The organism is Nocardia sp. NPDC004573 (assembly GCF_053602135.1).
Window position 1 is genome coordinate 142,233 of record NZ_JBSGDA010000001.1, and the last position, 24,900, is coordinate 167,132.

Sequence of the window (24,900 nt, forward strand, 5' to 3'; positions counted from 1 at the left end):
TGACATGACCGTTGCCACGAAGACATCCGACCCGGCGCGGGACCGGCCGGGCCTCTCTCCGCTGCAACGCCTGGCCGTGCGGCCGGAGATCGGCGCGGCGCTGGGCGCGCTGCTGGTGTTCGCGTTCTTCTCGCTCGTCACCGATCGGTTCCTCAGCCCGCTCGGCGTCGCGACCTGGCTGGACGACGCCTCCACGCTGGGCATCATGGCGGTGGCCGTGGCGCTGCTGATGATCGGCGGTGAGTTCGATCTGTCGGCGGGCGTGATGACGGCGTCCACCGCGCTGGTCACCGCTTTGCTCGCGGTGCATGCCGGGTGGAACGTGTGGTTCGCGCTGCTCGCCTCGCTCGCGTTCGCGCTGGCCGTCGGCGCGTTCAACGGCTGGGTGGTGATGCGCACCGGCCTGCCGAGCTTCATCGTCACGCTGGGCACCTTCCTCGCGCTGCAAGGACTGAACCTCGGCGTGACGCGGCTGGTCACCGACACGGTGCAGGTGTCGGGCGTGCGGAGCGCGGACGGCTACCAATCGGCGGGCTGGGTGTTCGCCTCCACTCTGGACATCGGCGAGGCGCATCTGCAGGCCTCGGTGGTCTGGTGGATCGTGCTGACCGCGATCGCCGCGACGATCCTGGTGCGCACCCGGTTCGGCAACTGGATCTTCGCCGTCGGCGGTGCGCTACAGAGCGCCCGTGCGGTCGGCGTGCCCGCCGACCGCACCAAGATCCTGCTGTTCATGGGCACCGCGTTCGCGGCCTGGGTGGTGGGTTCCTGCAACATCCTGCGGTTCGCCAGCGTGCAGGCCAACCAGGGCGTCGGGCTCGAACTGCACTACATCATCGCCGCCGTGGTGGGCGGCTGCCTGCTCACCGGCGGCTTCGGCTCGGCGGTCGGCGCCGCGATCGGGGCGCTCATCTTCGGCATGGCGCGCCAAGGCATCGTGTTCGCCCGCTGGGACAGCGACTGGTTCATGCTTTTCCTCGGCGTGCTGCTGCTGGCGGCGGTCCTGGTCAACAACAGATTTCAGAAACGAGCCGAAAGGGTGCGCCGATGACTTCCCTCATCGAGGCCGTGGACCTCGGCAAGAGCTATGGCGGCGTCGTCGCCCTCCGGGATGTGTCCACGGTGGTGAACGCGGGCGAGGTGACCTGCGTGCTCGGCGACAACGGCGCGGGCAAATCGACCCTGATCAAGATCCTCGCCGGGGTGCACCAGCACGACCGCGGCGACCTGCGCGTGGCAGGCGAATCGGTCCGGTTCGCCTCCCCGCGTGCGGCGTTGGATCGGGGCATCGCCACGGTCTATCAGGATCTCGCGGTGGTCCCGCTGATGAGCGTGTGGCGGAATTTCGTACTCGGCTCCGAGCCCACCTTCGGCTACGGCCCCTTCCGTCTGCTGGACCGCGTGAAGGGCTGCGAGATCGCACGAACCGCTCTGGCGGACATGGGTATCGAGATCCGCGATATGGAACAGCCGGTCGGCACGCTGTCCGGCGGCCAGCGGCAATGCGTCGCGATCGCACGGGCCGTGCACTACGGGGCGAAGGTGCTGATCCTCGACGAGCCGACCGCGGCGCTCGGCGTCAAACAGGCCGGGGTGGTGCTGAAATACGTCGTGCAGGCGCGCGACCGCGGACTCGGGGTCGTACTGATCACGCACAACCCGCACCACGCCTACCCGGTCGGCGACCGGTTCCTGTTGCTGAAGCGGGGCGCCGTGCTCGGCTCCTACGAGAAGTCCGAGATCGACCTGCCCGAACTGACCCGCCAGATGGCGGGCGGGGCCGAACTGGAGGCGCTGCAGCACGAATTGCAGCGCGTGGTGACGCCGTGAACGCGGGCGCGCTGGAGGCGCTGACCATCGGCCGCGTCGGAGTGGACCTCTATCCCGAACAGAGCGGCGTCGCCTTGGCGCAGGTGCGCAGTTTCGCGAAGTCCCTGGGCGGCACCGCCACGAACGTCGCCGTGGCCGCCGCCCGGCTCGGCCGTCGTTCGGCCGTGGTGACCAAAGTGGGCCCCGACGGCTTCGGCGACTTCGTGCGCACGGCGCTGGAGGATTTCGGCGTCTCGTCGCGGTACGTGACGACCGCGCCGGATCTGCAGACGCCCGTCGTCTTCTGCCAGCTGACGCCGCCGTCGGATCCGCCGCTGCTGTTCTACCGCGCGCCGATCGCGCCGGACCTGACCATCACCCCGGACGAAGTGCCCTGGGCAGTGGTGGACGCCGTGCCGCTGCTGTGGGTCACGGGCACCGGAGTGAGCGCCGAGCCGGGGCGCGGCACCCAGCGCGAGATCTTGCTGCGGCGCGCACGACGTGGGCACACGGTGCTCGATCTGGACTATCGGCCGATGTTCTGGGCCGACGTGGACACCGCGCGGGCGGAGATCGGCTGGATGGTCGACCACGTGAACGTGGTGGTCGGCAACCGCACGGAGGTCGAGGTGGCGGTGGGCACCGCCGACCCGGACGCGGCGGCCGACCGGCTGCTCGCCCGAGGGGTGCGCCTCGCGGTGATCAAACAGGGCGGCGACGGGGTGCTGGCGGCCACCGCCGAGGAACGCTGGACGGTGCCGCCGTGCCTGGTGGACGTGGTGTGCGGACTCGGCGCGGGCGACGGTTTCGGCGGCGCGTTGATCCACGGTCTGCTCTCGGACTGGGATCCACGGCGCATCGCCACCTACGCCAACGCGGCGGGCGCGCTGGTCGCCGCTCGTCTGGCCTGCGCGGACGCGATGCCCACCAGCGCGGAGATAGAGGAACTGCTGTGCGGGTGAACCGGCGCAGGGATCGAGGAGCTGTGCGGAGGCCGAGTCGGCGCGGAGCTGGAGGAGGTGCCATGCACCTGACCGACGAACGCCGGCGCGAGCTGCTGCACCTGCGTGCGACGGACCCCGCCGCGGTCGAGCGGGCCTACGCGAAGCGGATACGCCGCGCCCACCTGCTGGCGGGCAAGCAGACCTTGTTCCTGGTCGCCGCGGATCACCCGGCACGCGGTGCGCTCGGCGTCGGCGAGGATCGCACGGCCATGGCGGATCGGCGCACGCTGCTGGAACGGTTGCTCATCGCGCTGGCGGACCCGGATGTCGACGGCGTACTCGGCTCGCCGGATGTGGTCGAGGAACTGCTGCTGCTGGACGCCCTGGACGACAAGGTCGTGATCGGCTCGATGAACCGCGGCGGGCTGGCGGGCGCGGAGTGGGAGATCGACGACCGCTTCACCGGGTACGACGCGGATTCCCTCGCGCGTTTCCGGCTCGACGGCGGCAAGATGCTGCTGCGCCTGGTCGATTCCGACGCGGGCACCGTCCCGACGCTGCAAGCCTGCGCGCGGGCGGTCTCCGCGCTGGCCGCGCACCAGTTGATGGCGATGGTCGAACCGCTGCCGTATCACCGGGACGATTCCGGGGCGCTGGTGATGAGCAAGGACGCGCTGTCGCTGTCGCGGGCGATCACGGTGGCCTCCGGTCTCGGCGTCACCTCGGCGTATACCTGGCTGAAAATCCCTGCACCGCAAGATATCTCGGTGCTGGACGCGACCACCCTGCCGGTGCTCGTGCTCGGCGGTGCGCCGTCCGGGGACCCGGCGGTGGATCGCGCGCTGTGGGGCGGGGCGCTCGGCCACGACGTGGTTCGGGGTCTCGTCGTGGGACGCACCCTGCTGTACCCGCCGGACGGTGACGTCGCCAAGGCGGTCGCGACCGCCGCCCGCTTGTTGAAGGAAGCCCGATGAGGCTGCCAACCGCCGCGTCACTTGCCGGAAGACCGACCGGGCAGGGGCGGTCGGGCGGTCGTGGCCTGGTCGGTCGGCGACGCGCCGACCGCATCCCCGTCTGCTCCAACGGTCGCCTTCTCCGGACGCCGCGGTCGAGTCGGCCGTCTTCCGGAGCGAGCGGGTCGCGTACAGAGGAGGTGTGATGACACTGCATCGTCCCCGGGGAACGCTGTGCCACGACGGTGATCCGATCCTGCTGACACCCGACGCCGCCGGATGGACCTACGCCGGGCTGCGGGTGCTGCGGATCGGTGCGGACCAATCGCGGGTCCTGCGGACGGGCGAGTTCGAGGCGTTCGTCCTGCCCCTGGCCGGAGCCTGCACGGTGCGCGTGGACGGCGAGACATACGCGCTGACCGGACGGGAATCGGTGTTCGTCCGCGTAACGGATTTCGCCTACATCCCGCGCGACGCCGAGGTGGAATTGACCGCCGAGGGCGATGACCTGGAGGTGGCGTTACCGATGGCCCGCTGCGGGAAACGGTTGCGCCCCCGATACGGCCCCGCGGAGGAGGTGCCGGTGGAAATCCGGGGCGCGGGACACGCGACCCGTCAGGTCACCAACTTCGGGGTACCCGGCGTGTGGGAGCACGCGGACAAACTCAACGCCTGCGAGCTGATCACCCCGGACGGCAACTGGTCGTCCTATCCACCGCACAAGCACGACCGAGTGAGCGACTGCGAAGTCGTCAACGAGGAGATCTACTACTTCCGTATCGCCGGACGCGACGGCATCACGCCGTCGCCCGAAGGATTCGGCCTGCACCGCACCTACACGGCCGACGGGACGGTGAACGAGAACGTCGCGGTGCGCGACGGTGACGTCTTCCTGATCCCGCACGGCTATCACGGCCCCTGCGTCGCGGCGCCCGGCTACCCCATGTACTACCTCAACGTGCTGGCCGGCCCGGCGCCCGAGCGATCGATGGCGTTCTGCGACGACCCGGCCCACAGCTGGGTGCGGGCGCGCTGGGACGCCGAGCCGCTGGACCCGCGCTGCCCGGTCACCTCCCACGAAGGACGGATCGGATGCGACTGACCACAGCGCAGGCACTGGTGGCCTGGTTGATCGCCCAGCGTTCCGAGACGCTCGACGGCCGCGACGTGCCGCTGTTCCCCGCCGTCTTCGCGATCTTCGGTCACGGCAATGTGCTCGGCCTCGGTACCGCGTTGCACGAGCGGCGTGCCGAACTGCCGGTCTGGCGCGGGCACACCGAAGAGGGCATGGCGCTCGCTGCCGTCGGCTATGCGAAGGCCACCCACCGGCGTCAGGTCGGTGTCGCGACCTCGTCGATCGGTCCCGGCGCGCTCAACATGGTGACGGCGGCGGGCGTCGCGCACGCGAATCGCCTTCCGCTTCTGCTGCTTCCGGGCGACACATTCACCGGACGGGCGCCGGATCCGGTGTTGCAGCAGGTCGAGCACTTCGGCGACCCGACCGTCACGGTGAACGACGCGTTCCGCGCGGTGAGCCGGTATTTCGACCGCGTCACCCGGCCGGAACAGCTGCTCGCCACCCTGCCCCAAGCGGTGGGCGTGCTGACCGATCCGGCTGCGGCCGGTCCGGTCGTCCTGGCGCTCCCCCAGGACGTTCAAGCCGAGACCTATGACTTTCCCGCAACGCTTTTCGAGCCGGTGACGCACCGTCTCACGCGACCCCGGCCCGACCAGCGAGCGCTTGCCGACGCTGTCACCGTATTGCGCGCCGCGCGCCGCCCGCTGCTGGTGCTCGGCGGCGGCGTCCGATACTCGGGAGCGGGGCCGACTGTGCTGCGCTTCGCCGAGCGTCATGGCCTTCCGGTCGTGGAGACCACCGCGGGTCGCTCCCTCGTGCCGCACGACCATCCGCTGTTCGCGGGACCGCTCGGCATCACCGGCTCGGCGTCGGCGAACGCGATGGCGGCCGAAGCCGATCTCGTCCTCGCGATCGGGACCCGGTTACAGGACTTCACCACCGCGTCCTGGACGGTCTTCGCACCGGAGGTCCGGCTGGTCACGATCAATGTGGCACGTTTCGACGCCGTCAAACACGGCGCTCGCGCGGTAATCGGCGACGCCGAGGCCACCATGTGCGAGCTGGCCGGATTGACGGGGGACTGGTCGGTCGATTCGGAATGGACCGCGCGGGCTGCCGCACTCCGCGCCACGTGGGACGCGTATATCGATGGACTGCGCGCGCCGACCCCGGGCCCGCCGAGCTACGCCCAAGTGGTGGCCGTCGTGAACGAGCTGAGCGGTCCGGCCGACTACGTGATGACAGCCTCCGGTGGCTTGCCCGGCGAACTGATCGGCGGCTGGCGGGCGATCGGCGGCGCGCCGGCCATGGACGTGGAGTACGGCTTCTCCTGCATGGGCTACGAGCTCGCGGGTGCGTGGGGCGCGGCCATAGCCCGCACCGACGGCGTGGTGACCACCCTGCTCGGGGACGGGTCGTATCTGATGCTGAACTCGGAACTGTTCTCGGCGGCGTTCGCGGGGCATCCGTTCGTCGCGGTGGTCTGCGACAACGATGGCTACGCCGTGATCGCGCGGCTGCAGGAGGGGCAGGGCGGCGCGTCGTTCAACAACTTCTACGCCGATTGCCGCAGCACGCGCGAGCATCCGCCCCGGGTCGATTTCGCCGCTCATGCCGCCGCCTTGGGCTGCGCCGTCTTCTCCGCCGCCGATCTGAACGAATTCCGTGACACATACGAGCGGGCGCGCGCGGCGGCACTGGCCGAGCGTCGTCCTGCGGTGGTCGTCGTCCGGACCCAGCCGTCGGCGTGGACCGACGCGGGCGCCTGGTGGGAGGTCGGTGTGCCGGAGCATCTGACCGGCCGGGCCGCCTACGACGAGACCAAACCGCGTCAGGTGCGCTATCTCGGCTCCTGAACAGAACTTAACGAACGGTGCGCCCGGCGATCCCCCGGCCTACGCTGGAGATGGAGTCTGTCCGTGGTACGCTGAAAGATGTTGCGGCACAACACAATTGGTAGCGAATGCGCATCGCCGCCGAGTCGTGCCGAGGCGGAAGCCCCCTGCCGTCCGGCGTGGTAGCCCGGGTCCGGCTGGGGTGTGCTCGCCGGGGGAGGCGGCGAGTGTTATCCGGCGAAAAGTGCGGGTATCCGACGAGCGGGCCCGACGATATGGCGCGATCGGGACCCGACCGAGCGTGGGAGGTGAAAGACCAGGCCGCCCCTGAGCGAGCGTCGCGAGTGCACTCGCGCACGACGGCGCCGAGCACCGTCGTGAGCGTTAGCTCACAGTTGGTGGTGCGGAACGTGAGTAATTCGTCGGATCATGGCATCGTTGATCTACGAGACCAGGGCATCTCATAACACCTACCTGGCTCGTCTACAGAAAGTATGAAATGGCTCAAGGCATTGTGAAGTGGTTCAACAGCGAGAAGGGCTTCGGCTTCATCGCACAGGACGGCGGGGGGCCCGACGTCTTCGTGCATTACTCGGCTGTGAGCGGCTCGGGTTTCCGGTCCCTCGATGAGGGGCAGCGCGTGGAGTTCGAGATCGGCCAGGGACAGAAGGGTCCGCAGGCCCAGGACGTCCGCGTTCTCTGATCGCGACTTAGCTTCCGAAAGGCCCCGCACCGGGATGGTGCGGGGCCTTTCCCCTGTTCAGAGGGTATTACTTCCTCGTCTTCGCGTCGCTCAACCCGCCAGCGCTTCGTCGCGGAAGAACTCCGCGGTGATCGCGCGGGCACGGGTGAGATCGCGATGACCGGACCGGCGGAACACCTCGGCCGCCCGGGTGAGTTCGGCGGCGATGAACGCGGTGATCGGCGCGGGCGCCGAACCGCTGCCCATCTCGCGAGTCCGCGACTTCAGCTCGGTCAGTTCGGTCACCGCCGCCGACAGCTCGGCGGGCAGCTCGCACTGCGCCAACAGCGTCGGCAGGTGCATCGGCGCCACCGCCGCCGCGGGATGCTCGCGCAGCCACCGCAGCGCCATCGCCGGACGCAGCGCGTAGAACACCTTCTTCAGTGAGCCGGTGCGCTCGAACAGCGCCCACTGCTTGGCTCCGAGATGCAGATAGTGCCGAGCGATCCTGTCGCGGTCGGCGACCTCGTCGGCCACCGCGCGCAACCGATCGCGGAACCGCGTGTCGCCGCGATACACGATCGGCGACATCAGCCACTCGATGAGCACGGCGTTGCCCTGCACCAGCAGCCGCAGCGCCTTGGCCAGATCCCAGCCGTTCACGTCGAGCAGGTCCGTGAGCGGTGTCTCCACCACGTCGCGGGTGCGCCACGGCGACAGGTAGGTCTCCAGCGCCGCGACGTAGACGAACCGGCAGTCGTAGTCCGAATCGGGAGACGGAAATCCCCAGGCACGGCTGCCGCTCTCGATCGCCAGCCGGATCGACACCCGGTGCTCCCGCTCCACCCGATCCAGCTCACCATCGATGGCCCCGACCACCGTCGGGTCCATCGAAGCCGGTATCGCGCGCAGAGACATGGACGCGATGGTAGGTGCCTGAGTAATGCTGCCGCAGCTGCTTTTTCGTCGTTCAGCAGCGCCGCACACCCTTCCCGGGCGCGGCCACGAGCACGGCTACGACCGCGAGCGTCCCGCCCAGCCACATGGCGGCGGCGACGCCGATCTCGTCGGCGGCTACGCCGCCGGTCAGTGATCCCAGCGCGATGGCGGCATTGAAGACCCCGGCGAACAGGGCGGAGGCGCCTTCCTTCGCCTGCGGCGAGGCGGCGAAGACCCAGCTCTGGGTGCTCACCGAAACGCCACCGTAGGACACGCCCCACACGATCATCAGCACCACGACCTGGGTGAGCGAGGCGCCCGGCGCGGGCAAGGCGATCGCGGCCGCGGCCAGGATCGAGCCGATCGCGACCAGAGTGCCGCGCGGTGCCCGCGCCGCCACCGCTCCCGCCGCGAAATTGCCCGCCACACCGGCGACCCCATAGACCAGCAGCAGTGTTCCGATCGTCGCCGCGTCGACCCCGCTCACCTCCTCCAGCACCGGCCGCACATAGGTGTAGGCGGCGAAATGGCCGGTGACCAGGAACGCCACCACGAGCAGCGCGACGCGCAAGCCCGGCTGCCGGGTCAGCCGCAATACGTCACGCAACGGCAGTGCTTCCGTCGCGGGCAGCCGCGGCAGCAAGGCCGCCATGGCCACGAGCACCGTCAGCGCGAGGCAGGCCGCGGCCACGAACGCCAGCCGCCATCCGGCGAGCGCACCGAGGAAGGTGCCCGCCGGGATGCCGAGCACCGAGGCGACCGCGACACCGGAGAAGATCAGCGACGTCGCGGCGGGTACCGAGCGCGCGGGCACCAACCGCGCCGCCAGGCCGGCCGCGATCGCCCACACCCCGCCCATGCCGACGCCGACCAGTACCCGCGCTCCGATCAGCACACCGAAGCCGGGCGCGCAGGCCGTCCCGAGGTTGCCCAGCGCCAGCACCGCCATCAACCCGCACAGCACCAGCCTGCGCTCGACGCGACGCAGCATCGCGGTGACCACGGGCGCCGACAACGCGGCGACCGATCCCGTCACCGTCAACGCGAGACCGGCGCGGCCTTCGGTCACCCGCAGCGCCGCGCCGATCGGAGTGAGCAGGCCCACCGGCAGCATCTCCGAGGTCACCACCGTGAACGTGCCCGCTGTCACCGCGGCGACGCCGAGCGCGCCGCGAAGCGCCGAATTCTTCCGTCCCGCAACGACTTCCTCAACCTGTGTCATGTCCACCAGGCAAACGCTCGCGACGATGGGAAACAACGGCGAAGGTCTCATAGTTCTATGAGCTGGACTCATCGACCGTGGAAGGGAAGCTGATGGGTGGGCTGGAGGTCCGTGAGTTGGAGGCGTTTCTCGCGCTCGCCGAGGAACTGCATTTCGGCCGGGCCGGCGAGCGGTTGTACGTATCGCAGAGCCGGGTGAGTCAGCTGCTGCGCGCGCTGGAGCGGCGCATCGGCGGGCGGCTGGTGGAACGGACCAGCCGCAGCGTCCGGCTGACCTCGCTCGGCGCGGATTTCCTCGCCGAACTGCGACCCGCCTATGCCGCGCTGCGCGCGACGGTCGACGGCGCCCGCGCCGCGGCCAGAGGCATGGACAGCATCGTGCGTATCGGGTTCCAGGGGGCGGGCAACGATCACCTGATGGCCGCGGTCGAGTTGTTTCATCGGTGGCATCCGGACTGCTCGGCCGAGCTGGTCGAGATCCCGCTCGCCGATCCGTTCGGGCCGGTGCGGCGTGCTGAGGTCGACGCCGCGGTCGTGCTGCTGCCGATGGGCGAGCATGATCTGGTGCTCGGAGCGGTGTTCGCGGGGCAGCGGCAGACGCTGGCGGTGGCGAGCTCGCATCCGGTAGCCGGACGCGCCGCGCTGTCGGTGGAGGGAGTCGCCGAGTTTCCCTTGATCGGAGTGCGCGCTCCGGCGCCGGAGTACTGGCGGCGGGCGCAGAAGCTGGATGTGACGCCGGAGGGGAGGACGGTGCGCCCGGGCCCGGAGGTAGGCACGCTCGAGGAGGGTCTCGCGGCTGTGACGGCCGGTCGCGGCGCGATGCTGCTGTGTCAACCCACCGCGGAATCCCATCGCAGACGACCGGTGTCCTTCGTCCCGGTGACGGGAATCGCCGAATCCCGGCTCGGGCTGGTGTGGCCTCGCCACCGCGAGACCTCGCGGGTGCGTGCGTTCTCCCGCGCGGTGGCCGCCACGAGGGAGACCGAGAACGTGTGGTCGGTCACCGCGGAGGCATCCTGATCGACTCCGCCCTCCTGATGGCTCGGTGTCCGAATATCGCGCCGACATGGCGTTGCTGATTTTCCGGGGCCGCCGCGTGAGCGTGAAGAATTATTTGCCTTACCTATCGCGCGACCTCGTCGACTTTTCCTTTCCGCCATTAGCCGAGTCTATTAGCGAAGGAAACTATCGACACGAATCCGCGCTTCGACCTGGACGTTTGACTAGACTCCCAGCTCAAATAGACCATCTACCGTGGCCTGACTCACTATCGAGATCGACTGTGGTCTGCATCTCCATATTATCGAATTCCGTAACCGTCGCCGACGGGTCGTCGATGTCCTCCCTGTCAGCCAGTTCGACTGGATAAGTTCGAGGAAGAGGTATTTCCATGATCCCCGTTATCATCGACACCGGCAGTGCTGCTCTGAACGGTCTTTTCGATACGCTCGGCGCTGCTCTGCACGGCCTTGTCGACACCCTGTGGACGGGTTCCTTCGGCGGCCGCTGACCGACATGACGGTCGAGGCACTCGACCGGGTCCCACGCCGATCCGAGCGTGATCGAGCGGGCCCCCGCACCGGTGGTGCGGGGGCCCGCCGCTGTGTGGGCCGTTCCGCTCGGGGGTAGGCGGTGTCCGCACTCGGCTTCGTCGCGGAAAGATCTGCGGGGCCGCCCGTGCGGGTGAGCTCAGTTGCGCATCCCCACTGCGGAGACTCGGGTGAGTTCGGCCGCGAGTCGCGCGGGATGGGTCAGCTGCGGGTAGTGGCCCGCACCCTCGATCGAAATCGTGTCGCGGGTGGTGGCGATGGTGAGCGGATCGGTGGAACCGGTGACGATCCGCACGGGCACCTCGAGGCGTGTGAGCAGAGTTCGCAACTCCTCGCGCCGTGCCGGGGCGCTCGCTCGGCGCAATGCGGCGACGGTGCGGGCGGCGACGCGGGGCCTGCGCAGGTTGGCCGTCGCGCTCGCGATCGCGGCGCTCTCCGGCACGCCGAGCCGACGCGCCAGGTCTCCGGCCGACGTCCGGCGCAGCGCCGCCGCGGTCAGCGGTGAGCGCACCAGCAAGCCGGACCGTGGCTGGAGGAACGCGGGAGCCACCAGCACCACCCCGGAGATCCGCTCCGGATGCTGCGCCGCGTACCGCAGCACCGGACCGCAGCCGAGTGAGTGGCCGACCAGCACGGGGCGGGTACGGACCGAAGCGAGCAGGTCCGGCAGCAGCGCATCGGCATCGCCGGGCGCCGAGCGTCCCAGGCCGGGCAGGTCCACGACCAGGCTCGGCCCGTCCAGCTCCGCGCGCACGTCGTTCCACGATTCGCCGTCGAGCGGAAGTCCGTGTAGCAGAACGTAGTCCGGGCGCAGGCGTTCGCCGCTCAGCCAGACGCCGTCGGCGAAACCCGCGGTCGGATCGTCGGCCACCGCGCCGAACCGGCTGGCCACGAGATGGTCGGCCCACGCGAGCAGTGTCGCCTCGGTCGGCGGCATGGTGAGCCCGGCGCGGCGGGCCACGTCCCGCGCCGCCGATGTGTCGTAACGGTCGTCGGCGATGAACGTCAGCGTCTCCGGATCGGCGCCGGTCAGCGCGCGGGGGAGCTTCGAGATGACCCCGACCGGAATGGAGAACCGCGGCGCGGGGACCCCGAGGTGCCCGGCCAGCAGCCGGATCAGCTTCGGCAACACCGGAGTGCGCTCGTCGAGCACCGTGTAGGAGCGGCCCGCGGTGTCGGGCAGTGTGGGCAGGCTGATCAGGAAATCGGTGAAGTAGTCCAGGTCGACGATCGGCACAAAGGTCTCGGGTCCGCCGGGGACTGCCGGTAGCCGCCCGTTCCACAGGTCCTCGACGACGGTGGCCAATCCGATGTACTGGCCGGGGCCGATCACGCTGCTCGGGTTCGCGACGGTCAGCGCGACGCCGAGTTCCGCGGCCCGCTCGCGCAGCAGCGGATCCGATTCGAACTTCGACGCGCCGTACGCGCCGTTCTCGTAGTGCTGTTCCTGCGACTCCTCCACGGTGATCCGATAACCCGTGATGTGCACGACCCGGCGCAGTTCTGGAAGGGCGGCGGACCAGTCGAGCACGCGCAGCGCGCCGGTGACGTTGACCGCGTACGCGTCGTCGGCCGCGAGCCCGAACGAGAAGCGAGCCGCGCAGTTGTACACGTCGCGGATACCCGACGCGTCGAACCCGGCGGGCAAGCCCAGATCGGGGGCGGTGACGTCACACGTGACGATTTCCAACCCGCTCGCGTCCACCCCCCGCCGTCGCAGCCAGCTGGTGAGCCGCTCCTCGCTGCCCGGCCGCAAGGCGGCGGCGACGGAATGCCCCTGCTCGAGTAAGCGGACGACCGCGTTGCGGCCGAGGAACCCCGCGGCTCCGAAGACGATGCTGTCGGACATGACTACTCCTTTTAGACCGGTCTACATATTTTGACGACATGCGCGAACGCCGGCGCGGCATCCGCGCTCAGAGCAGGGAGTGCAGAGCCCGTTCGACCCGTTCCAGGGGTTCGCGACTGCGCTGCGCCCGTGCCAGCAGCAGCGCGCCCTCGACCATCGCCAGCATCGCGGCGGCCAAGTCATCCGCGTCCTGACGGCCGTCGGCGCGCAGTCGCAATCGCAGCGCCTGTTCCCAAGCGGCGTACGCGGCGGCGCATTCGGCCTGGATCGGATCGTTCGCGGCAGCGACATCCAAGGCCACCGTGGCGACCGGGCAGCCCTGTTGCCAGCCCGACGCTTCCAGCCGATCGCCGAACGCGCGCAGCAGCCTGCTCGCCGCCCCCGCGGCGTCGCCGGGCTCGATCGCGTCGATCAGCGCCGCGATCTCCTTGCCCGCTCGAGCGATCGCCGCGGCGATCAATTCGTCCTTGCCGCCGGGGAAGTGGAAGTACAAAGACCCGCGCGGCGCCCCGCTGGCCGCCAGGATCTGGTTGAGCCCGGCGCCGTAGTAGCCGTGCCGCTCGACCAGGGTGCGCGCGGCGTCGACGAGTTTGCCGCGAGTCTCGGTGCCTTTGACGCCCATGCCCTGACTGTAGACCGGTCTTCATATTTTTGCCAGCGCCGCGACTGACGACGGCCGCCTACCAGGTGGTAGCCCGGCCCGAAATCGCGCGCACTAAGCTGGTCGGCGGTAATTGCCGCCCCCATCCCCAGGAGTACTCCACGTGAGCCAAGCAGGCCGTCCTGTAGTTCTGATCGCCGACAAGCTCGCCCAGTCGACCGTCGACGCGCTCGGTGACGGTGTCGAGGTCCGGTGGGTCGACGGACCGGATCGCCCGGCCCTGCTGGCCGCGGTGCCCGAGGCCGACGCGCTGCTGGTGCGGTCGGCGACCACGGTCGACGCCGAGGTCCTGGATGCCGGGAAGAACCTGAAGATCGTCGCCCGCGCCGGCGTCGGCCTGGACAACGTCGACGTGCCCGCCGCCACCGAGCGCGGCGTCATGGTCGTGAACGCGCCCACTTCGAACATCCACACCGCGGCCGAGCACGCGGTCACCCTGCTGCTGTCGGCCGCCCGCCAGATCCCCGCCGCGGACGCCACCCTGCGTGAGCGCACCTGGCAGCGCAGCAAGTTCAACGGTGTCGAGATCTTCGACAAGACCGTCGGCGTCATCGGCCTCGGCCGCATCGGCCAGCTGTTCGCCGCGCGCCTGGCCGCTTTCGAGACCAAGATCGTCGCCTACGACCCCTACGTGTCGCCCGCGCGCGCCGCGCAGCTGGGCATCGAGCTGCTGACCCTCGACGAGTTGCTCGAGCGCGCCGACCTGATCTCGATCCACCTGCCGAAGACTCCGGAGACCAAGGGCCTCATCGGCAAGGAGGCCATCGCCAAGACCAAGCCGGGCGTGATCATCGTCAACGCCGCCCGCGGTGGCCTGGTCGACGAGGCCGCTCTGGCCGAGGCGATCAAGTCCGGCCACGTGCGCGCCGCGGGCCTGGACGTGTTCGAGACCGAGCCGTGCACCGACAGCCCGCTGTTCGACCTGCCGCAGGTCGTCGTCACCCCGCACCTGGGCGCGTCCACCTCCGAGGCCCAGGACCGCGCGGGCACCGACGTCGCCAAGTCGGTGCTGCTGGCCCTGGCCGGTGAATTCGTGCCCGGCGCGGTGAACGTCACCGGTGGCGCCGTCGGCGAAGAGGTCGCCCCCTGGCTGGACATCGTCCGCAAGCAGGGCGCCCTGCTCGGCGCGCTGTCCAACGAGCTGCCGGTCAGCGTCGAGGTCCAGGTGCGCGGCGAGCTGGCCGCGCAGGAGGTCGCCGTGCTGGAGCTGTCCGCACTGCGTGGCATCTTCTCCGCGCTGGTGGAGGACCAGGTCACCTTCGTCAACGCGCCCGCCCTGGCCAAGGACCGCGGCATCACCGCCGAGGTCACCACGGCCTCGGAGAGCCCGAGCCACCGCAGCGTCGTCGACCTGCGCGCCGTGTTCGGCGACGGCAGCACCCTGAACGTCGCGGGCACGCTGACCGAGCCGCAGTTGGTGGAGAAGATCGTCAACATCAACGGCCGCAACTACGACATGCGCGCCGAGGGCCTGAACCTGGCCATCCTGAACTACGAGGACCGCCCGGGCGCGCTGGGCAGGATCGGCACCAAGCTCGGCGAGGCCGAGGTCGACATCCTGGCCGCGCAGCTGACCCAGGACGTCGACAAGGAAGGCGCCACGGTCGTGCTGCGCGTGGCCCGCGAGGTGCCCGCCGAGGTGCAGGCCGCGATCGCCGAGTCCGTCGGCGCGGCCAAGGTCGTCCAGGTCGACCTGTCCTGATCCGCTCGGGGCGCACCGCCCCGGCGAATGCTGAATCGGCGCCGCGCGCGAAGCATCGTGCGCGGCGCCGGCTTCTCCGTCCGCGCGCAACCGGCGTGCGGACCGGCGCGAGTGGCGCGGTGCCGCGCCGCGCGCCCGGTGCTCGGCGATCCGGCCGCGCCGAGTACCGTGACGGTGCTGCGGTCACCCGGCCGGAATATCGTGCGCACCCGGCGGTCGCGTGTGGGCCGCCGTTGTGGCGGCCGCGACCGGCAGAATCGAACGGAGCATTTCTCATGAAACTTGCTGTCATCCCGGGCGACGGGATCGGGCCCGAGGTCATCGCCGAGGCGCTCAAGGTGCTCGACGTGGTCGTGCCCGGCGTCGAGAAGACCGAGTACGACCTCGGTGCGCGCCGCTACCACGCGACCGGCGAGATCCTGCCGGACTCGGTGCTGCCCGAGCTGCGGCAGCACGACGCGATCCTGCTCGGCGCGATCGGCGACCCGTCGGTGCCCAGCGGCGTGCTCGAACGCGGCCTGTTGCTGCGCACCCGGTTCGCGCTGGACCACCACGTGAACCTGCGGCCGTCCAAACTGTTCCCCGGCGTGACCAGCCCGCTGGCAGGCAACCCCGACATCGACTTCGTCGTCGTGCGCGAGGGCACCGAGGGCCCCTACACCGGCACCGGCGGTGCGATCCGCGTCGGCACTCCGCACGAGGTGGCCACCGAGGTCAGCACCAATACCCGCTTCGGCATCGAGCGGGTGGTGCGCTATGCCTTCGCCAAGGCGCAGGCCCGCCGCAAGCACTTGACGTTGGTGCACAAGAACAACGTGCTCACTTTCGCCGGCTCGCTCTGGCAGCGCACGGTGGACGCGGTCGCGGCCGAATTCCCCGAGGTCAGCACGGCTTACCAGCACATCGACGCCGCCACCATCCACATGGTCAACGACCCCGGCCGGTTCGACGTGATCGTCACCGACAACCTCTTCGGCGACATCATCACCGACCTCGCCGCCGCCGTGAGCGGTGGCATCGGCTTGGCCGCCAGCGGCAACATCGACGCGTCCGGGACGAACCCCAGCATGTTCGAGCCGGTGCACGGCAGCGCCCCGGACATCGCGGGCCAGTCCAAGGCCGACCCCACCGCGGCCATCCTCTCGGTCTCCCTGCTGCTCAATCATCTGGGCGACACCGAGGCGGCCGCACGCATCGAGTCGGCGGTCGCCAAGGACCTCGAGTCGCGCTCCGGCGGCGCGTCGACCGTGGAAATCGGCGACCGCATCGCCGCCACGCTCTGACCTTTCTGCACTCAGCCTCTGCACGGATCCCGCGCCCGACCGCTGTCTCGCACATCAGGTCGCGACGGAGTTCCCGGTGGATCGTCGAGACCGACGTCGAGACTCGAACACGACCGCGAATTCGGGACGGCTGCCTTTGCGGTCCGCCTACAGCTGTGTCGTCGAGTCTCGGTGGATCGGTTGTACCGGGGCTCCCAGTCCGTGCTGCGGCGGCGCGGAAGGGCCGTGCGGCCGGGCTGCTCCGGACCCGCCGCCGGACGGGGCATACACGGCCCGAGACTTGGATGTGACCGTCACTGGAGGACTTCGGAGCGGCTCGGTCGGCCGTGTTCGTGCCCTCGTGTTCCGGTGGATCGGTGGTGCCGAGGCCGAGGCTCGGTTCGGCCAGGTTTGTGGCTCTGCTACGGCTGCGCCGTCGAGTTCCGGAGGGACGTGATGTCCAGGGGGTCAAGACCGTCCTGGCTCCTGGTGGCAGAGTTCGGGGGCGGGTCTAGTCGGTGTCGCGGGGGACGAGGGGGATTGCCGCGACAGCCGTGACGGCGGCCAGAAGGAACGCGGCGGGGAAGCCGCTCGCGGTGATCAGCGCGCCGAACACCGGCGGGACGGCGGCCATGGCCAGATTCTGACCGGTGTTCTGGACGCCGAGGCCCCGGCCGCTCCAGTAAGGGCCTGCGATTTCGGCGACCGCGGTGAAGGCCAATCCATTGTCGGAGACGGTGATCACGGACGCGGTGATAAGCAGCGGGATGGCGGCCCACCACCAGTGCGTCCAGGCGGTCAGCGCCAGCCCCGCCATCGAGAGCACGGCGGCGACGGCGACCGTGCGCAGCGGTCCCATCCGGCTGCCGACGCGATCGGACCACGCGCCCGCGCCGATGCGGCCCAGCGCGCCGAGAACCTGCGTGACGGTCACCAGCGCCCCTGCGGCGGCCAGCGACCAGCCGATGTCGCGATGCAGCCACAGCAGCGCGAAGGTCCACACCGTGCCCTGCGGAACGACCAGCAGCACCGAGACCAGATGGATGCGCCACAGCGTCGCGTCGTCGCGATAGGGATTGGCCCGCGAGGCCGGATCGGCGTCCGACCGGGCGGGACGCGGCGGGTCGACGATGCCGGCCAGACAGCCCACGGCCGCCACGCCGGCCATCAGCGCGGGAACCAGAATCGCCGCAGGCACACCGTGCGCGGCGGCGACGGCCGGAATCGCCAGCGCGCCGACGCCAACGCCCAACGGCTGCGCGGTCTGCCGGATGCCCATCGCCAGCCCGCGCCGATGGGGCGGGAACCAGCCGACGATCACGCGGCCGCTCGCGCCGTTCGTGCTGGCCGCCCCGACGCCGCCGAGGAACAGCAGCGCGCCCAGGGCTATGTCGTTCGTCGTGGCCGCCGCTGCGCAGCCGGCCGCCAGCATCAGCAGCGGGCCGCCGACCAGTACCTTGCGTTCGCCGATCCGGTCGACCAGATATCCCCACGCGATCAGGGTGCACACCAGGCCGACGGTGGGCATGGCCACCAGCAGGCCGGCCGTCGCCAGCGCCATGCCGCGATCGGTCAGTGCGGGGAGCAGGAACGGGACGCCGTGGATGAAGACCGCGCTGGAAGCCTGGGCGAACACCCCGAGACCCAGCATGGACCAGCGCCGAACCTCGTCGATCTGCGTCACGGTCGCCACCGGCTACTCCTCGTGATTCTCATATTTTGGGAACTTGTTCCCACTTTGTGAACTATCTTGCTCACCGTACACCCGCCCGGCCCGGCCGTTCGACGGCTGCGGCTGTCGAACTCCTCACAGCGCGGCGGGGCCACGGCGCACCGGTTCGGACCACTCGGTCGGGCGCGTTCGGGCAGGTGACGGCGGGTCGATAGACTCCGGGCATGCGTCTAGGTCGAGTTGCCAGTCCCGATGGGGTCGCCTTCGTCAGCATCGAAGGCGACGGAAGCGACAGCGTGGCCAAGGAGATCGCGGAACATCCGTTCGGCACACCGACGTTCACCGGACGGAGCTGGCCGCTGGCCGACGTGCGGCTGCTCGCGCCGATCCTGGCCAGCAAGGTGGTCTGCGTCGGCAAGAACTACGCCGCCCATGCCGCCGAGATGGGCGGTCCCGCCCCTGCCGACCCGGTGATCTTCCTCAAGCCGAACACCGCGATCGTGGGGCCGAACGCCCCGATCATCCTGCCGCCCAGTTCGTCTCAGGTCGACTACGAAGGGGAGCTGGCGGTCGTCATCGGCCGCCCCTGCAAGGACGTGCCCGCCGCCCGCGCGCTGGACGTGGTGCTGGGATACACCGCCGCCAACGACGTGACCGCCCGTGACCAGCAGCGCCACGACGGTCAGTGGACCAGGGCCAAGGGCTACGACACGTTCTGCCCGCTGGGTCCGTGGATCGAAACGTCCTTGGACCCTTCGGATCTGGAGGTCGTCACCGAGCTCGACGGCGAAGTTCGCCAGCGCAGCCGCACTTCGCTTCTCCTGCACGATATCCCGAAGCTCATCGAGTGGATCACCACCGTGATGACGCTGCTGCCCGGCGATGTCATCCTCACCGGCACTCCCGAGGGCGTCGGCCCGATGCGCGAGGGCCAGCAGGTCTCGGTGTCCGTCGAGGGCATCGGCACCCTCACCAATCCCGTTGCCGCCAAACGCTGATCGAAAGAGAGCCATGACTGAAGTACGGGTCCGATTCTGCCCGTCACCGACCGGAACGCCGCATGTCGGCCTGATCCGGACGGCGCTGTTCAACTGGGCCTACGCCCGCCACCACGGTGGCGCATTCGTCTTTCGTATCGAAGACACCGACGCCGCACGGGATTCCGAGGAATCCTACCGGGCGATTATCGATGCGCTGCGCTGGCTCGGGCTCACCTGGGACGAGGGGCCGGAGGTCGGCGGCCCTTACGAACCATATCGTCAGTCGCAGCGAAAAGATCTGCACCTGGACGTCGTTCGGCGTTTGCTGGAGGCCGGTGAGGCGTATGAATCGTTCTCCACGCCGGAGGAAGTCGAGGCCCGCCATCGCGCCGCGGGACGCGATCCGAAGCTCGGGTACGACAACTACGATCGCGACCTGACGCCCGAGCAGATCGAGGCGTACCGCGCCGAGGGCCGCCCCGCCGTGATCCGGCTGCGGATGCCCGGCGACGACCTGTCCTGGATCGATCTGGTGCGCGGCGAGACCACCTTCAAGGCGGGCAGCGTCCCGGACTTCGCGCTCACCCGTGGCAACGGCGATCCGCTGTATACGCTGGTCAACCCGGTCGATGACGCACTGATGCGGATCACCCACGTGCTGCGCGGCGAGGACCTGCTCTCCTCCACGCCGCGACAGCTCGCGCTGTACGCCGCGCTGCGCCGGATCGGGGTCGCCGATTTCACGCCGGAGTTCGGTCACCTGCCGTTCGTCATGGGCCAGGGCAACAAGAAGTTGTCCAAGCGTGATCCGGAGTCCAATCTGTTCGCCCACCGCGACCGGGGCTTCATTCCTGAGGGTTTGCTGAATTATCTCGCGCTCCTCGGTTGGGGACTGTCGGAAGACCGCGACGTGTTCTCCATGGCGGAGATGGTCGAAGCCTTCGACATTTCGAAAGTAAATTCGAATCCGGCCCGTTTCGACCAGAAGAAGGCGGACGCGATCAACGCCGAGCACATTCGATTGCTGGCGCCGGGTGATTTCGCTCACCGGCTGCGGGAGTATCTCACCGAACACGGCCTTGTCGGCGCCGAAATCGATGAGAAGGTGTTCGCCGCGGCGGCCGAACTCGTGCAGACCAGGATTGTCGTGCTGGCCGACGCCTGGGAGCTGTTGCGTTTCTTGTTCGCGCCGGCCGAAGAGTTCGCGATCGACTCCGCGGCGGGAGCCAAGAATCTCGGCTCCGACGCGACCGAGGTATTGCAGGCCGCTATTACCGCGGTGGAGCCGTTGGCCGAGTGGACCACCGAGGCGATCGAGGAAGCGCTGAAAAAGGCGCTGATCGATGATCTCGGGCTGAAACCGCGCAAAGCCTTCGCGCCGGTGCGGGTCGCGGTCACCGGATCGCATATCAGCCCGCCGCTGTACGAATCGCTGGAACTGCTCGGCCGCGACGTCACCCTGGACCGGTTGCGCTCCGCGCTGGACTGGAAGGAGACCGGCCAGGCTGCGCCGCAAGCCTGAAAATAGGGCTTTGACCAGGCGATTTGTAGTTAACCCGTAGCCGTTTGGTACTCTTCTTCTCGGCCCGGAACACGGTCTCGAGTCACCCAGACTTGCAGATGAACGACCTGGTCATTGGGGTATGGTGTAATTGGCAACACAGCTGATTCTGGTTCAGCCATTCTAGGTTCGAGTCCTGGTACCCCAGCGGAGTGTGTTGAAAGACTTCGGTTCGCGGCCGAAATCCCTCAGCACCTGGCGATTTGGTCGCCGGGCCTCGGCCGGATAAGCTAGCCGAGCCTCCTGATCGAAAGATCACCACGGCGCTCCTCGCGACAGCGAGAAGCAGTCCTGGCCCCGTCGTCTAGCGGCCTAGGACGCCGCCCTCTCAAGGCGGTAGCGCGGGTTCGAATCCCGTCGGGGCTACACGAGTGAAAGGCCCATGCTCATGGAGCATGGGCCTTTCTCGTTTCGCCCTGTCTTGTGGGGGTGCAACCCCCACACCCGCACGGAGGGCTTCGCCCCCGGACCCCCGGCGAGGGCTTCGCCCCGCCTGGATTGCGGTGGTTGGGTGTCGGGTGAGCTGCGGTTTCGGTCTCGCTGTGGCCGGAAGGGCGCAGTCGTTGGTCCGGTTCGGCTGGCCGGTGCCGCCTACGGTGACGGGTCTGTCTGCCGGGCAATCCGATGCTCGGACAATTCGTGAGCATGGTGGCCAACGGTCGCTATCTCGCGCTACCTGCCCTTGATCCGACTCCCATGCGGCTGTGACCTGTGCGGCTGCGCATCGGTGATGCGCAGCGCACTGGAGTGCCGTGCCGCGAGGGCGTATGGATGTCCCTGATGACGCAGCTGTGAAGCAGCCGTCACCGGATGCGCGTTGCCGCCATCCGTGCCAGCCCACGGACATGGCAGACGGGCGCATCGCATCCTCGGCGGAACTCGACTCGCTCGGTGGGTCGCGGCGTCCGGTGCCGGGATGCCACGACCGGTGTGGACGTCGCTGGTGACGCGTGTCCCCTCGGCGTGTCCGGCGCGAGCCCGCGCAAAAGAAAGGCCCTCCAGCGATCTTGCTGGAGGGCCTTCGCCGTCTGTGCGGACTAGCCGCTCTTGCGCCGGAATTCCCGCTTGTGGCCGACCGCGGCGTGCGCCCCGGACGCCTTCGACCTGCCGTCGAGGTGATCGGCCGCGCGGGCGTTCTGCTGGTTCTTGCGCTCCAGTGCTTCCCGGAACTTGCGCTTCACCTCGTCGGCGCCAGTGGACTTACCCGAATCCGCCATCGCTGCTCCTCGTCGTCGCGGCCGCGCAGCGCGCCCTCGCGGGCGGTGATGCCCGGCCGATTCCTGTCGAACACCCCGACGCTAGCCCGTGCGAGGTGGTTGTGTCAGTTGGATTTCGGGCGCGTCGCGCGGCCCGATCGCGCCCGGGTCAGTCCAGCGCCTGCGCGGTGCTGCCGCCGAGGGGCATCGCGGGGAGACCGAGCTTGCGGTGATCCCAACTGCGCGTGCGCTCGGGCACCACGCGCACGGCGACCCGCTTGTTCAGCATGGCCTCCACCATCGGCCGCATCTCCTCGCTGTAGGGGCCGGTATAGCGTTCCCACACGCTCACGCCGACGGCGAAGAGTTTCTCGGCGTCGTCGATGATCTCGGCGCGGCCCTCGATCGAGACGCCCCTGAGCTGGTCGTAGGTGTCGCCCGCCTCGATCATGCAGGTGACCCGGGGATCGCGGCGCAGGTTCACCGCCTTCTGCGACTTCGCCTTGGTCTCGAACCAGATCTCGCCGTCGATCAGCGCGTACCACATCGCGGTCAGGTGCGGCGTGCCCTTCGGGCCGATGGTCGCCAGGGTCGCGATCCGGCTGCGCTGCAGGAACTCGGTGATCTCGGTGTCGGACATCACGATCTGTGCCCGTTGGTTGACTCCCATGGGCCAACTCTAGAGAGTCTGGACTGAAACGTGTTACAGGCGCTTGTGCAGAGCCTCGGCCGCCGCGACCAGATCCGCCGCCCACCGGGCGCCCGGTCTGCGCCCCATCCGATCGATGGGTCCGGACACCGAGACCGCCGCGACCACGCTGCCTCCGGCATCGCGCACCGGCGCGGACACACTGGCCACACCTGCCGCGCGCTCGGCCGCGCTCTGCGCCCACCCGCGCTTGCGCACCTCGGCGAGCGCGCGCTCGCCGAACACGGCGTCGGCCAGGATGGTGCGCTGCAGCTCCGGGTCGGCCCACGCCAGCAGCACTTTGGCCGCCGATCCGGCGGTGAGCGGCAGCCGTGCGCCGATCGGCACCGTGTCCCGCAGTCCGACGGGGGGTTCCAGCGCCGCGACGCAGACGCGGGCGTTGCCGTCGCGGCAGTAGAGCTGGACGCTCTCCCCGGTGATCTCGCGCAGCCGGGGCAGAATGGCCGACGCGGCCTCGAGCAGCGGATCGCTGGCGCTGGTCGCGAGCTCGGCGAGGGCCGGGCCCGGCCGCCAGGTGCCGTTGCTGTCGCGAGCGAGCAGGCGGTGCACTTCCAAGCCGACGGCGAGCCGGTGCGCGGTCGCGCGGGGCAACCCGGTACGCGCGCACAGCTCGTTGAGACCCGACGGATGCTCGGCAACGGCGTACAGGACCGCCACTGCTTTGTCGAGGACGCCGATGCCGCTATGCTGTCTCATAGAACGATACTAGCGTCTCGGATGTTGAGAAATCCACCTTCACGGATTTCGCCCCTCAGCCTCCGGACCAGGCGCAGCTATCCCAATTCGTGCAACCGTCGCCGCGGCGGAGTCCAGATCGCGGAACGGCTGCTTCGTCCGAAAGGTGATCGACCATGGCCGAACCGCGCACGCTGGCCGAGAAGGTGTGGGACCAGCACGTCGTCGCTCGCGGGGAGGGCGAGGGTGCCTCGCGCGAACCGGACCTGATCTACATCGACCTGCATCTGGTCCACGAGGTGACCAGCCCGCAGGCCTTCGACGGCCTGCGCGCCGCGGGCCGGCCGGTGCGACGACCGGATCTCACGATCGCGACCGAGGACCACAACGTCCCGACCGTCGATATCGACAAGCCGATCGCCGACCCGGTTTCGCGCACCCAGGTGGAGACGCTGCGGCGCAACTGCGCGGAATTCGGTGTGCGGCTGCACCCGATGGGGGACCTGGACCAGGGCATCGTGCACGTGGTGGGGCCGCAGCTCGGCCTGACCCAGCCCGGCATGACCGTGGTCTGCGGCGACAGCCACACCTCGACACACGGCGCGTTCGGCGCGCTGGCGATGGGCATCGGGACCTCCGAGGTCGAGCATGTTCTTGCCACCCAGACCCTCTCGCTGCGCCCGTTCAAGACGATGGCGATCACGGTGGACGGCGTCATGCCCGCGGGCGTGACGAGCAAGGACCTGATTCTGGCCGTCATCGCGAAGATCGGCACCGGCGGCGGTCAGGGCTACGTCCTGGAGTACCGCGGGGAGGCGATCCGGGCCATGTCGATGGAGGCCCGAATGACGATCTGCAACATGTCCATCGAGGCGGGCGCGCGGGCCGGGATGATCGCGCCGGATGAGACGACCTACGAATTCCTCCGAGGACGGCCGCACGCGCCGCGGGGAGCCGACTGGGACGCCGCCGTGGCGGCCTGGGAGGCGCTGAAGACCGACGAGGGCGCTGTTTTCGACGCCGAGGTGCACATCGACGCGTCCGAGCTGACTCCGTTCGTCACCTGGGGCACCAACCCGGGCCAAGGCGCCCCGCTGGGCGAGGCGGTGCCCGATCCCGCCGCCTTCGCCGACCAGGTGGCCCGTGAGTCCGCGGAGAAAGCTCTGCGTTACATGGACTTGGAGCCGGGTACTCCGCTTCGACAAGTACCGATCGACACCGTATTCGTCGGTTCGTGCACCAACGGACGCATTGAGGATTTGCGTGCGGTGGCCGGGATTTTGAAGGGACGTCATGTCGCCGACGGCGTGCGAATGTTGGTTGTACCGGGGTCGATGCGGGTTCGCGCCCAGGCGGAAAAAGAAGGACTCGGGGAGATTTTCACCGCGGCGGGCGCCGAATGGCGGCAGGCGGGCTGCTCAATGTGCCTGGGAATGAATCCGGACCAGCTCGAGCCCGGCCAGCGTTGCGCGTCCACCTCGAACCGCAACTTCGAGGGCAGGCAGGGCAAAGGCGGCCGTACGCACCTCGTTTCTCCCCTCGTAGCGGCCGCGACGGCGGTCCGCGGAACACTGTCGTCGCCTGCGGATCTGGACTGACCGGCCCCGATTCCCTCAAACAAA

Annotated in this window: 21 protein-coding genes and 2 tRNA genes; 15 read left to right on the plus strand and 8 right to left on the minus strand. The window is 69.3% G+C overall.

The features are described 5' to 3' along the window. The first annotated feature begins 4 nt into the window (after positions 1-4). The 7 genes from ACWEKR_RS00680 to ACWEKR_RS00710 all read left to right on the plus strand — a co-directional run bounded on the left by ACWEKR_RS00680 (position 5) and on the right by ACWEKR_RS00710 (position 7,322). The gene (locus ACWEKR_RS00680; protein ID WP_452352676.1) at positions 5-1,051 is read left to right on the plus strand and encodes an ABC transporter permease; all 1,047 of its coding nucleotides are present in this window, start codon (positions 5-7) and stop codon (positions 1,049-1,051) included. Continuing rightward, a complete protein-coding gene (locus tag ACWEKR_RS00685; RefSeq protein WP_452352677.1) occupies positions 1,048-1,830 on the plus strand; it encodes an ATP-binding cassette domain-containing protein in 783 nt (260 codons plus the stop codon). Before ACWEKR_RS00680 ends, ACWEKR_RS00685 begins: the two co-directional genes overlap by 4 nt. Further along, on the plus strand, positions 1,827-2,771 hold the full coding sequence (iolC, locus tag ACWEKR_RS00690) for a 5-dehydro-2-deoxygluconokinase (RefSeq protein WP_452352678.1): 945 nt from the start codon (positions 1,827-1,829) through the stop codon (positions 2,769-2,771). The genes ACWEKR_RS00685 and iolC overlap by 4 nt, the downstream gene beginning before the upstream one ends. Before the next feature lie 62 nt (positions 2,772-2,833). Continuing rightward, entirely contained in the window at positions 2,834-3,727 is an 894-nt protein-coding gene (locus ACWEKR_RS00695; RefSeq protein ID WP_452352679.1) for a Cgl0159 family (beta/alpha)8-fold protein, read from the plus strand. Positions 3,728-3,911: 184 nt separating this feature from the next. Next, positions 3,912-4,808 carry a 5-deoxy-glucuronate isomerase gene (gene iolB, locus ACWEKR_RS00700; protein ID WP_452352680.1) on the plus strand — a complete coding sequence of 299 codons (897 nt, stop codon included), beginning with the start codon at positions 3,912-3,914 and terminating at the stop codon, positions 4,806-4,808. Continuing rightward, the gene (iolD, locus tag ACWEKR_RS00705; protein ID WP_452352681.1) at positions 4,799-6,640 is read left to right on the plus strand and encodes a 3D-(3,5/4)-trihydroxycyclohexane-1,2-dione acylhydrolase (decyclizing); all 1,842 of its coding nucleotides are present in this window, start codon (positions 4,799-4,801) and stop codon (positions 6,638-6,640) included. Before iolB ends, iolD begins: the two co-directional genes overlap by 10 nt. 478 nt (positions 6,641-7,118) lie before the next feature. Then, complete coding sequence (locus tag ACWEKR_RS00710; protein WP_014987157.1) at positions 7,119-7,322, plus strand: cold-shock protein; 204 nt, start codon at positions 7,119-7,121, stop codon at positions 7,320-7,322. A gap of 90 nt (positions 7,323-7,412) precedes the next feature. Here ACWEKR_RS00710 and ACWEKR_RS00715 read toward each other — a convergent pair whose 3' ends face one another. Both ACWEKR_RS00715 and ACWEKR_RS00720 read right to left on the minus strand, forming a co-directional pair. Further along, on the minus strand, positions 7,413-8,219 hold the full coding sequence (locus ACWEKR_RS00715; RefSeq protein WP_452352682.1) for a nucleotidyltransferase domain-containing protein: 807 nt from the start codon (positions 8,217-8,219) through the stop codon (positions 7,413-7,415). 52 nt (positions 8,220-8,271) lie between these two features. After that, entirely contained in the window at positions 8,272-9,462 is a 1,191-nt protein-coding gene (locus ACWEKR_RS00720; protein WP_452352683.1) for an MFS transporter, read from the minus strand. A gap of 77 nt (positions 9,463-9,539) precedes the next feature. On the opposite strand from ACWEKR_RS00720, the gene ACWEKR_RS00725 reads away from it, so the two are divergent. After that, positions 9,540-10,481 carry a LysR family transcriptional regulator gene (locus ACWEKR_RS00725; RefSeq protein ID WP_452352684.1) on the plus strand — a complete coding sequence of 314 codons (942 nt, stop codon included), beginning with the start codon at positions 9,540-9,542 and terminating at the stop codon, positions 10,479-10,481. 669 nt (positions 10,482-11,150) lie between these two features. On the opposite strand, the gene ACWEKR_RS00730 is transcribed toward ACWEKR_RS00725, so the two are convergent. Next, positions 11,151-12,860: an alpha/beta fold hydrolase gene (locus tag ACWEKR_RS00730; protein ID WP_452352685.1), complete on the minus strand. Its 1,710-nt coding sequence runs from the start codon at positions 12,858-12,860 to the stop codon at positions 11,151-11,153. 67 nt (positions 12,861-12,927) lie between these two features. Then, positions 12,928-13,482: a TetR/AcrR family transcriptional regulator gene (locus ACWEKR_RS00735; protein WP_452352686.1), complete on the minus strand. Its 555-nt coding sequence runs from the start codon at positions 13,480-13,482 to the stop codon at positions 12,928-12,930. A 142-nt stretch (positions 13,483-13,624) separates the two neighbouring features. Between ACWEKR_RS00735 and serA the strand changes: the two genes are divergently transcribed. Beyond that, positions 13,625-15,223: a phosphoglycerate dehydrogenase gene (serA, locus tag ACWEKR_RS00740; protein WP_452352687.1), complete on the plus strand. Its 1,599-nt coding sequence runs from the start codon at positions 13,625-13,627 to the stop codon at positions 15,221-15,223. A gap of 275 nt (positions 15,224-15,498) precedes the next feature. Further along, the gene (locus ACWEKR_RS00745; protein WP_195086121.1) at positions 15,499-16,506 is read left to right on the plus strand and encodes a 3-isopropylmalate dehydrogenase; all 1,008 of its coding nucleotides are present in this window, start codon (positions 15,499-15,501) and stop codon (positions 16,504-16,506) included. A gap of 490 nt (positions 16,507-16,996) precedes the next feature. Here ACWEKR_RS00745 and ACWEKR_RS00750 read toward each other — a convergent pair whose 3' ends face one another. Then, positions 16,997-18,136 carry an MFS transporter gene (locus ACWEKR_RS00750; RefSeq protein ID WP_452353064.1) on the minus strand — a complete coding sequence of 380 codons (1,140 nt, stop codon included), beginning with the start codon at positions 18,134-18,136 and terminating at the stop codon, positions 16,997-16,999. A 245-nt stretch (positions 18,137-18,381) separates the two neighbouring features. Here ACWEKR_RS00750 and ACWEKR_RS00755 point away from each other — a divergent pair, with 245 nt between their 5' ends. The 4 genes from ACWEKR_RS00755 (at position 18,382) to ACWEKR_RS00770 (ending at position 21,064) form a co-directional block, all read left to right on the plus strand. Then, on the plus strand, positions 18,382-19,155 hold the full coding sequence (locus ACWEKR_RS00755; RefSeq protein ID WP_452352688.1) for a fumarylacetoacetate hydrolase family protein: 774 nt from the start codon (positions 18,382-18,384) through the stop codon (positions 19,153-19,155). Positions 19,156-19,168: 13 nt separating this feature from the next. Continuing rightward, positions 19,169-20,659 carry a glutamate--tRNA ligase gene (gltX, locus tag ACWEKR_RS00760; RefSeq protein ID WP_452352689.1) on the plus strand — a complete coding sequence of 497 codons (1,491 nt, stop codon included), beginning with the start codon at positions 19,169-19,171 and terminating at the stop codon, positions 20,657-20,659. Positions 20,660-20,774: 115 nt separating this feature from the next. Further along, positions 20,775-20,846, plus strand: a tRNA-Gln gene (locus ACWEKR_RS00765). 145 nt (positions 20,847-20,991) lie between these two features. Beyond that, positions 20,992-21,064, plus strand: a tRNA-Glu gene (locus tag ACWEKR_RS00770). Between the two features lie 671 nt (positions 21,065-21,735). Here ACWEKR_RS00770 and ACWEKR_RS00775 read toward each other — a convergent pair. From ACWEKR_RS00775 to ACWEKR_RS00785, 3 genes are all read right to left on the minus strand, one after another. After that, positions 21,736-21,915 carry a DUF5302 domain-containing protein gene (locus ACWEKR_RS00775; protein ID WP_195083956.1) on the minus strand — a complete coding sequence of 60 codons (180 nt, stop codon included), beginning with the start codon at positions 21,913-21,915 and terminating at the stop codon, positions 21,736-21,738. A 148-nt stretch (positions 21,916-22,063) separates the two neighbouring features. After that, a complete protein-coding gene (locus tag ACWEKR_RS00780; RefSeq protein WP_195083955.1) occupies positions 22,064-22,564 on the minus strand; it encodes a PPOX class F420-dependent oxidoreductase in 501 nt (166 codons plus the stop codon). A 33-nt stretch (positions 22,565-22,597) separates the two neighbouring features. After that, complete coding sequence (locus ACWEKR_RS00785) at positions 22,598-23,299, minus strand: IclR family transcriptional regulator (protein WP_159838653.1); 702 nt, start codon at positions 23,297-23,299, stop codon at positions 22,598-22,600. 155 nt (positions 23,300-23,454) lie between these two features. Here ACWEKR_RS00785 and leuC point away from each other — a divergent pair, with 155 nt between their 5' ends. Next, positions 23,455-24,876: a 3-isopropylmalate dehydratase large subunit gene (gene leuC, locus ACWEKR_RS00790; protein ID WP_452352690.1), complete on the plus strand. Its 1,422-nt coding sequence runs from the start codon at positions 23,455-23,457 to the stop codon at positions 24,874-24,876. The last annotated feature ends 24 nt before the right edge of the window (positions 24,877-24,900 follow it).

Coding starts and splice junctions, on each gene's coding strand:
- ACWEKR_RS00680 (WP_452352676.1), top strand. CDS start 5: ATGACCGTTGCCACGAAGACATCCGACCCGGCGCGGGACCGGCCGGGC.
- ACWEKR_RS00685 (WP_452352677.1), top strand. CDS start 1,048: ATGACTTCCCTCATCGAGGCCGTGGACCTCGGCAAGAGCTATGGCGGC.
- ACWEKR_RS00695 (WP_452352679.1), top strand. CDS start 2,834: ATGCACCTGACCGACGAACGCCGGCGCGAGCTGCTGCACCTGCGTGCG.
- iolB (WP_452352680.1), top strand. CDS start 3,912: ATGACACTGCATCGTCCCCGGGGAACGCTGTGCCACGACGGTGATCCG.
- iolD (WP_452352681.1), top strand. CDS start 4,799: ATGCGACTGACCACAGCGCAGGCACTGGTGGCCTGGTTGATCGCCCAG.
- ACWEKR_RS00710 (WP_014987157.1), top strand. CDS start 7,119: ATGGCTCAAGGCATTGTGAAGTGGTTCAACAGCGAGAAGGGCTTCGGC.
- ACWEKR_RS00715 (WP_452352682.1), bottom strand. CDS start 8,219: ATGTCTCTGCGCGCGATACCGGCTTCGATGGACCCGACGGTGGTCGGG.
- ACWEKR_RS00720 (WP_452352683.1), bottom strand. CDS start 9,462: ATGACACAGGTTGAGGAAGTCGTTGCGGGACGGAAGAATTCGGCGCTT.
- ACWEKR_RS00730 (WP_452352685.1), bottom strand. CDS start 12,860: ATGTCCGACAGCATCGTCTTCGGAGCCGCGGGGTTCCTCGGCCGCAAC.
- ACWEKR_RS00735 (WP_452352686.1), bottom strand. CDS start 13,482: ATGGGCGTCAAAGGCACCGAGACTCGCGGCAAACTCGTCGACGCCGCG.
- ACWEKR_RS00745 (WP_195086121.1), top strand. CDS start 15,499: ATGAAACTTGCTGTCATCCCGGGCGACGGGATCGGGCCCGAGGTCATC.
- ACWEKR_RS00750 (WP_452353064.1), bottom strand. CDS start 18,136: ATGCTGGGTCTCGGGGTGTTCGCCCAGGCTTCCAGCGCGGTCTTCATC.
- ACWEKR_RS00755 (WP_452352688.1), top strand. CDS start 18,382: ATGCGTCTAGGTCGAGTTGCCAGTCCCGATGGGGTCGCCTTCGTCAGC.
- gltX (WP_452352689.1), top strand. CDS start 19,169: ATGACTGAAGTACGGGTCCGATTCTGCCCGTCACCGACCGGAACGCCG.
- ACWEKR_RS00775 (WP_195083956.1), bottom strand. CDS start 21,915: ATGGCGGATTCGGGTAAGTCCACTGGCGCCGACGAGGTGAAGCGCAAG.
- ACWEKR_RS00780 (WP_195083955.1), bottom strand. CDS start 22,564: ATGGGAGTCAACCAACGGGCACAGATCGTGATGTCCGACACCGAGATC.
- ACWEKR_RS00785 (WP_159838653.1), bottom strand. CDS start 23,299: ATGAGACAGCATAGCGGCATCGGCGTCCTCGACAAAGCAGTGGCGGTC.
- leuC (WP_452352690.1), top strand. CDS start 23,455: ATGGCCGAACCGCGCACGCTGGCCGAGAAGGTGTGGGACCAGCACGTC.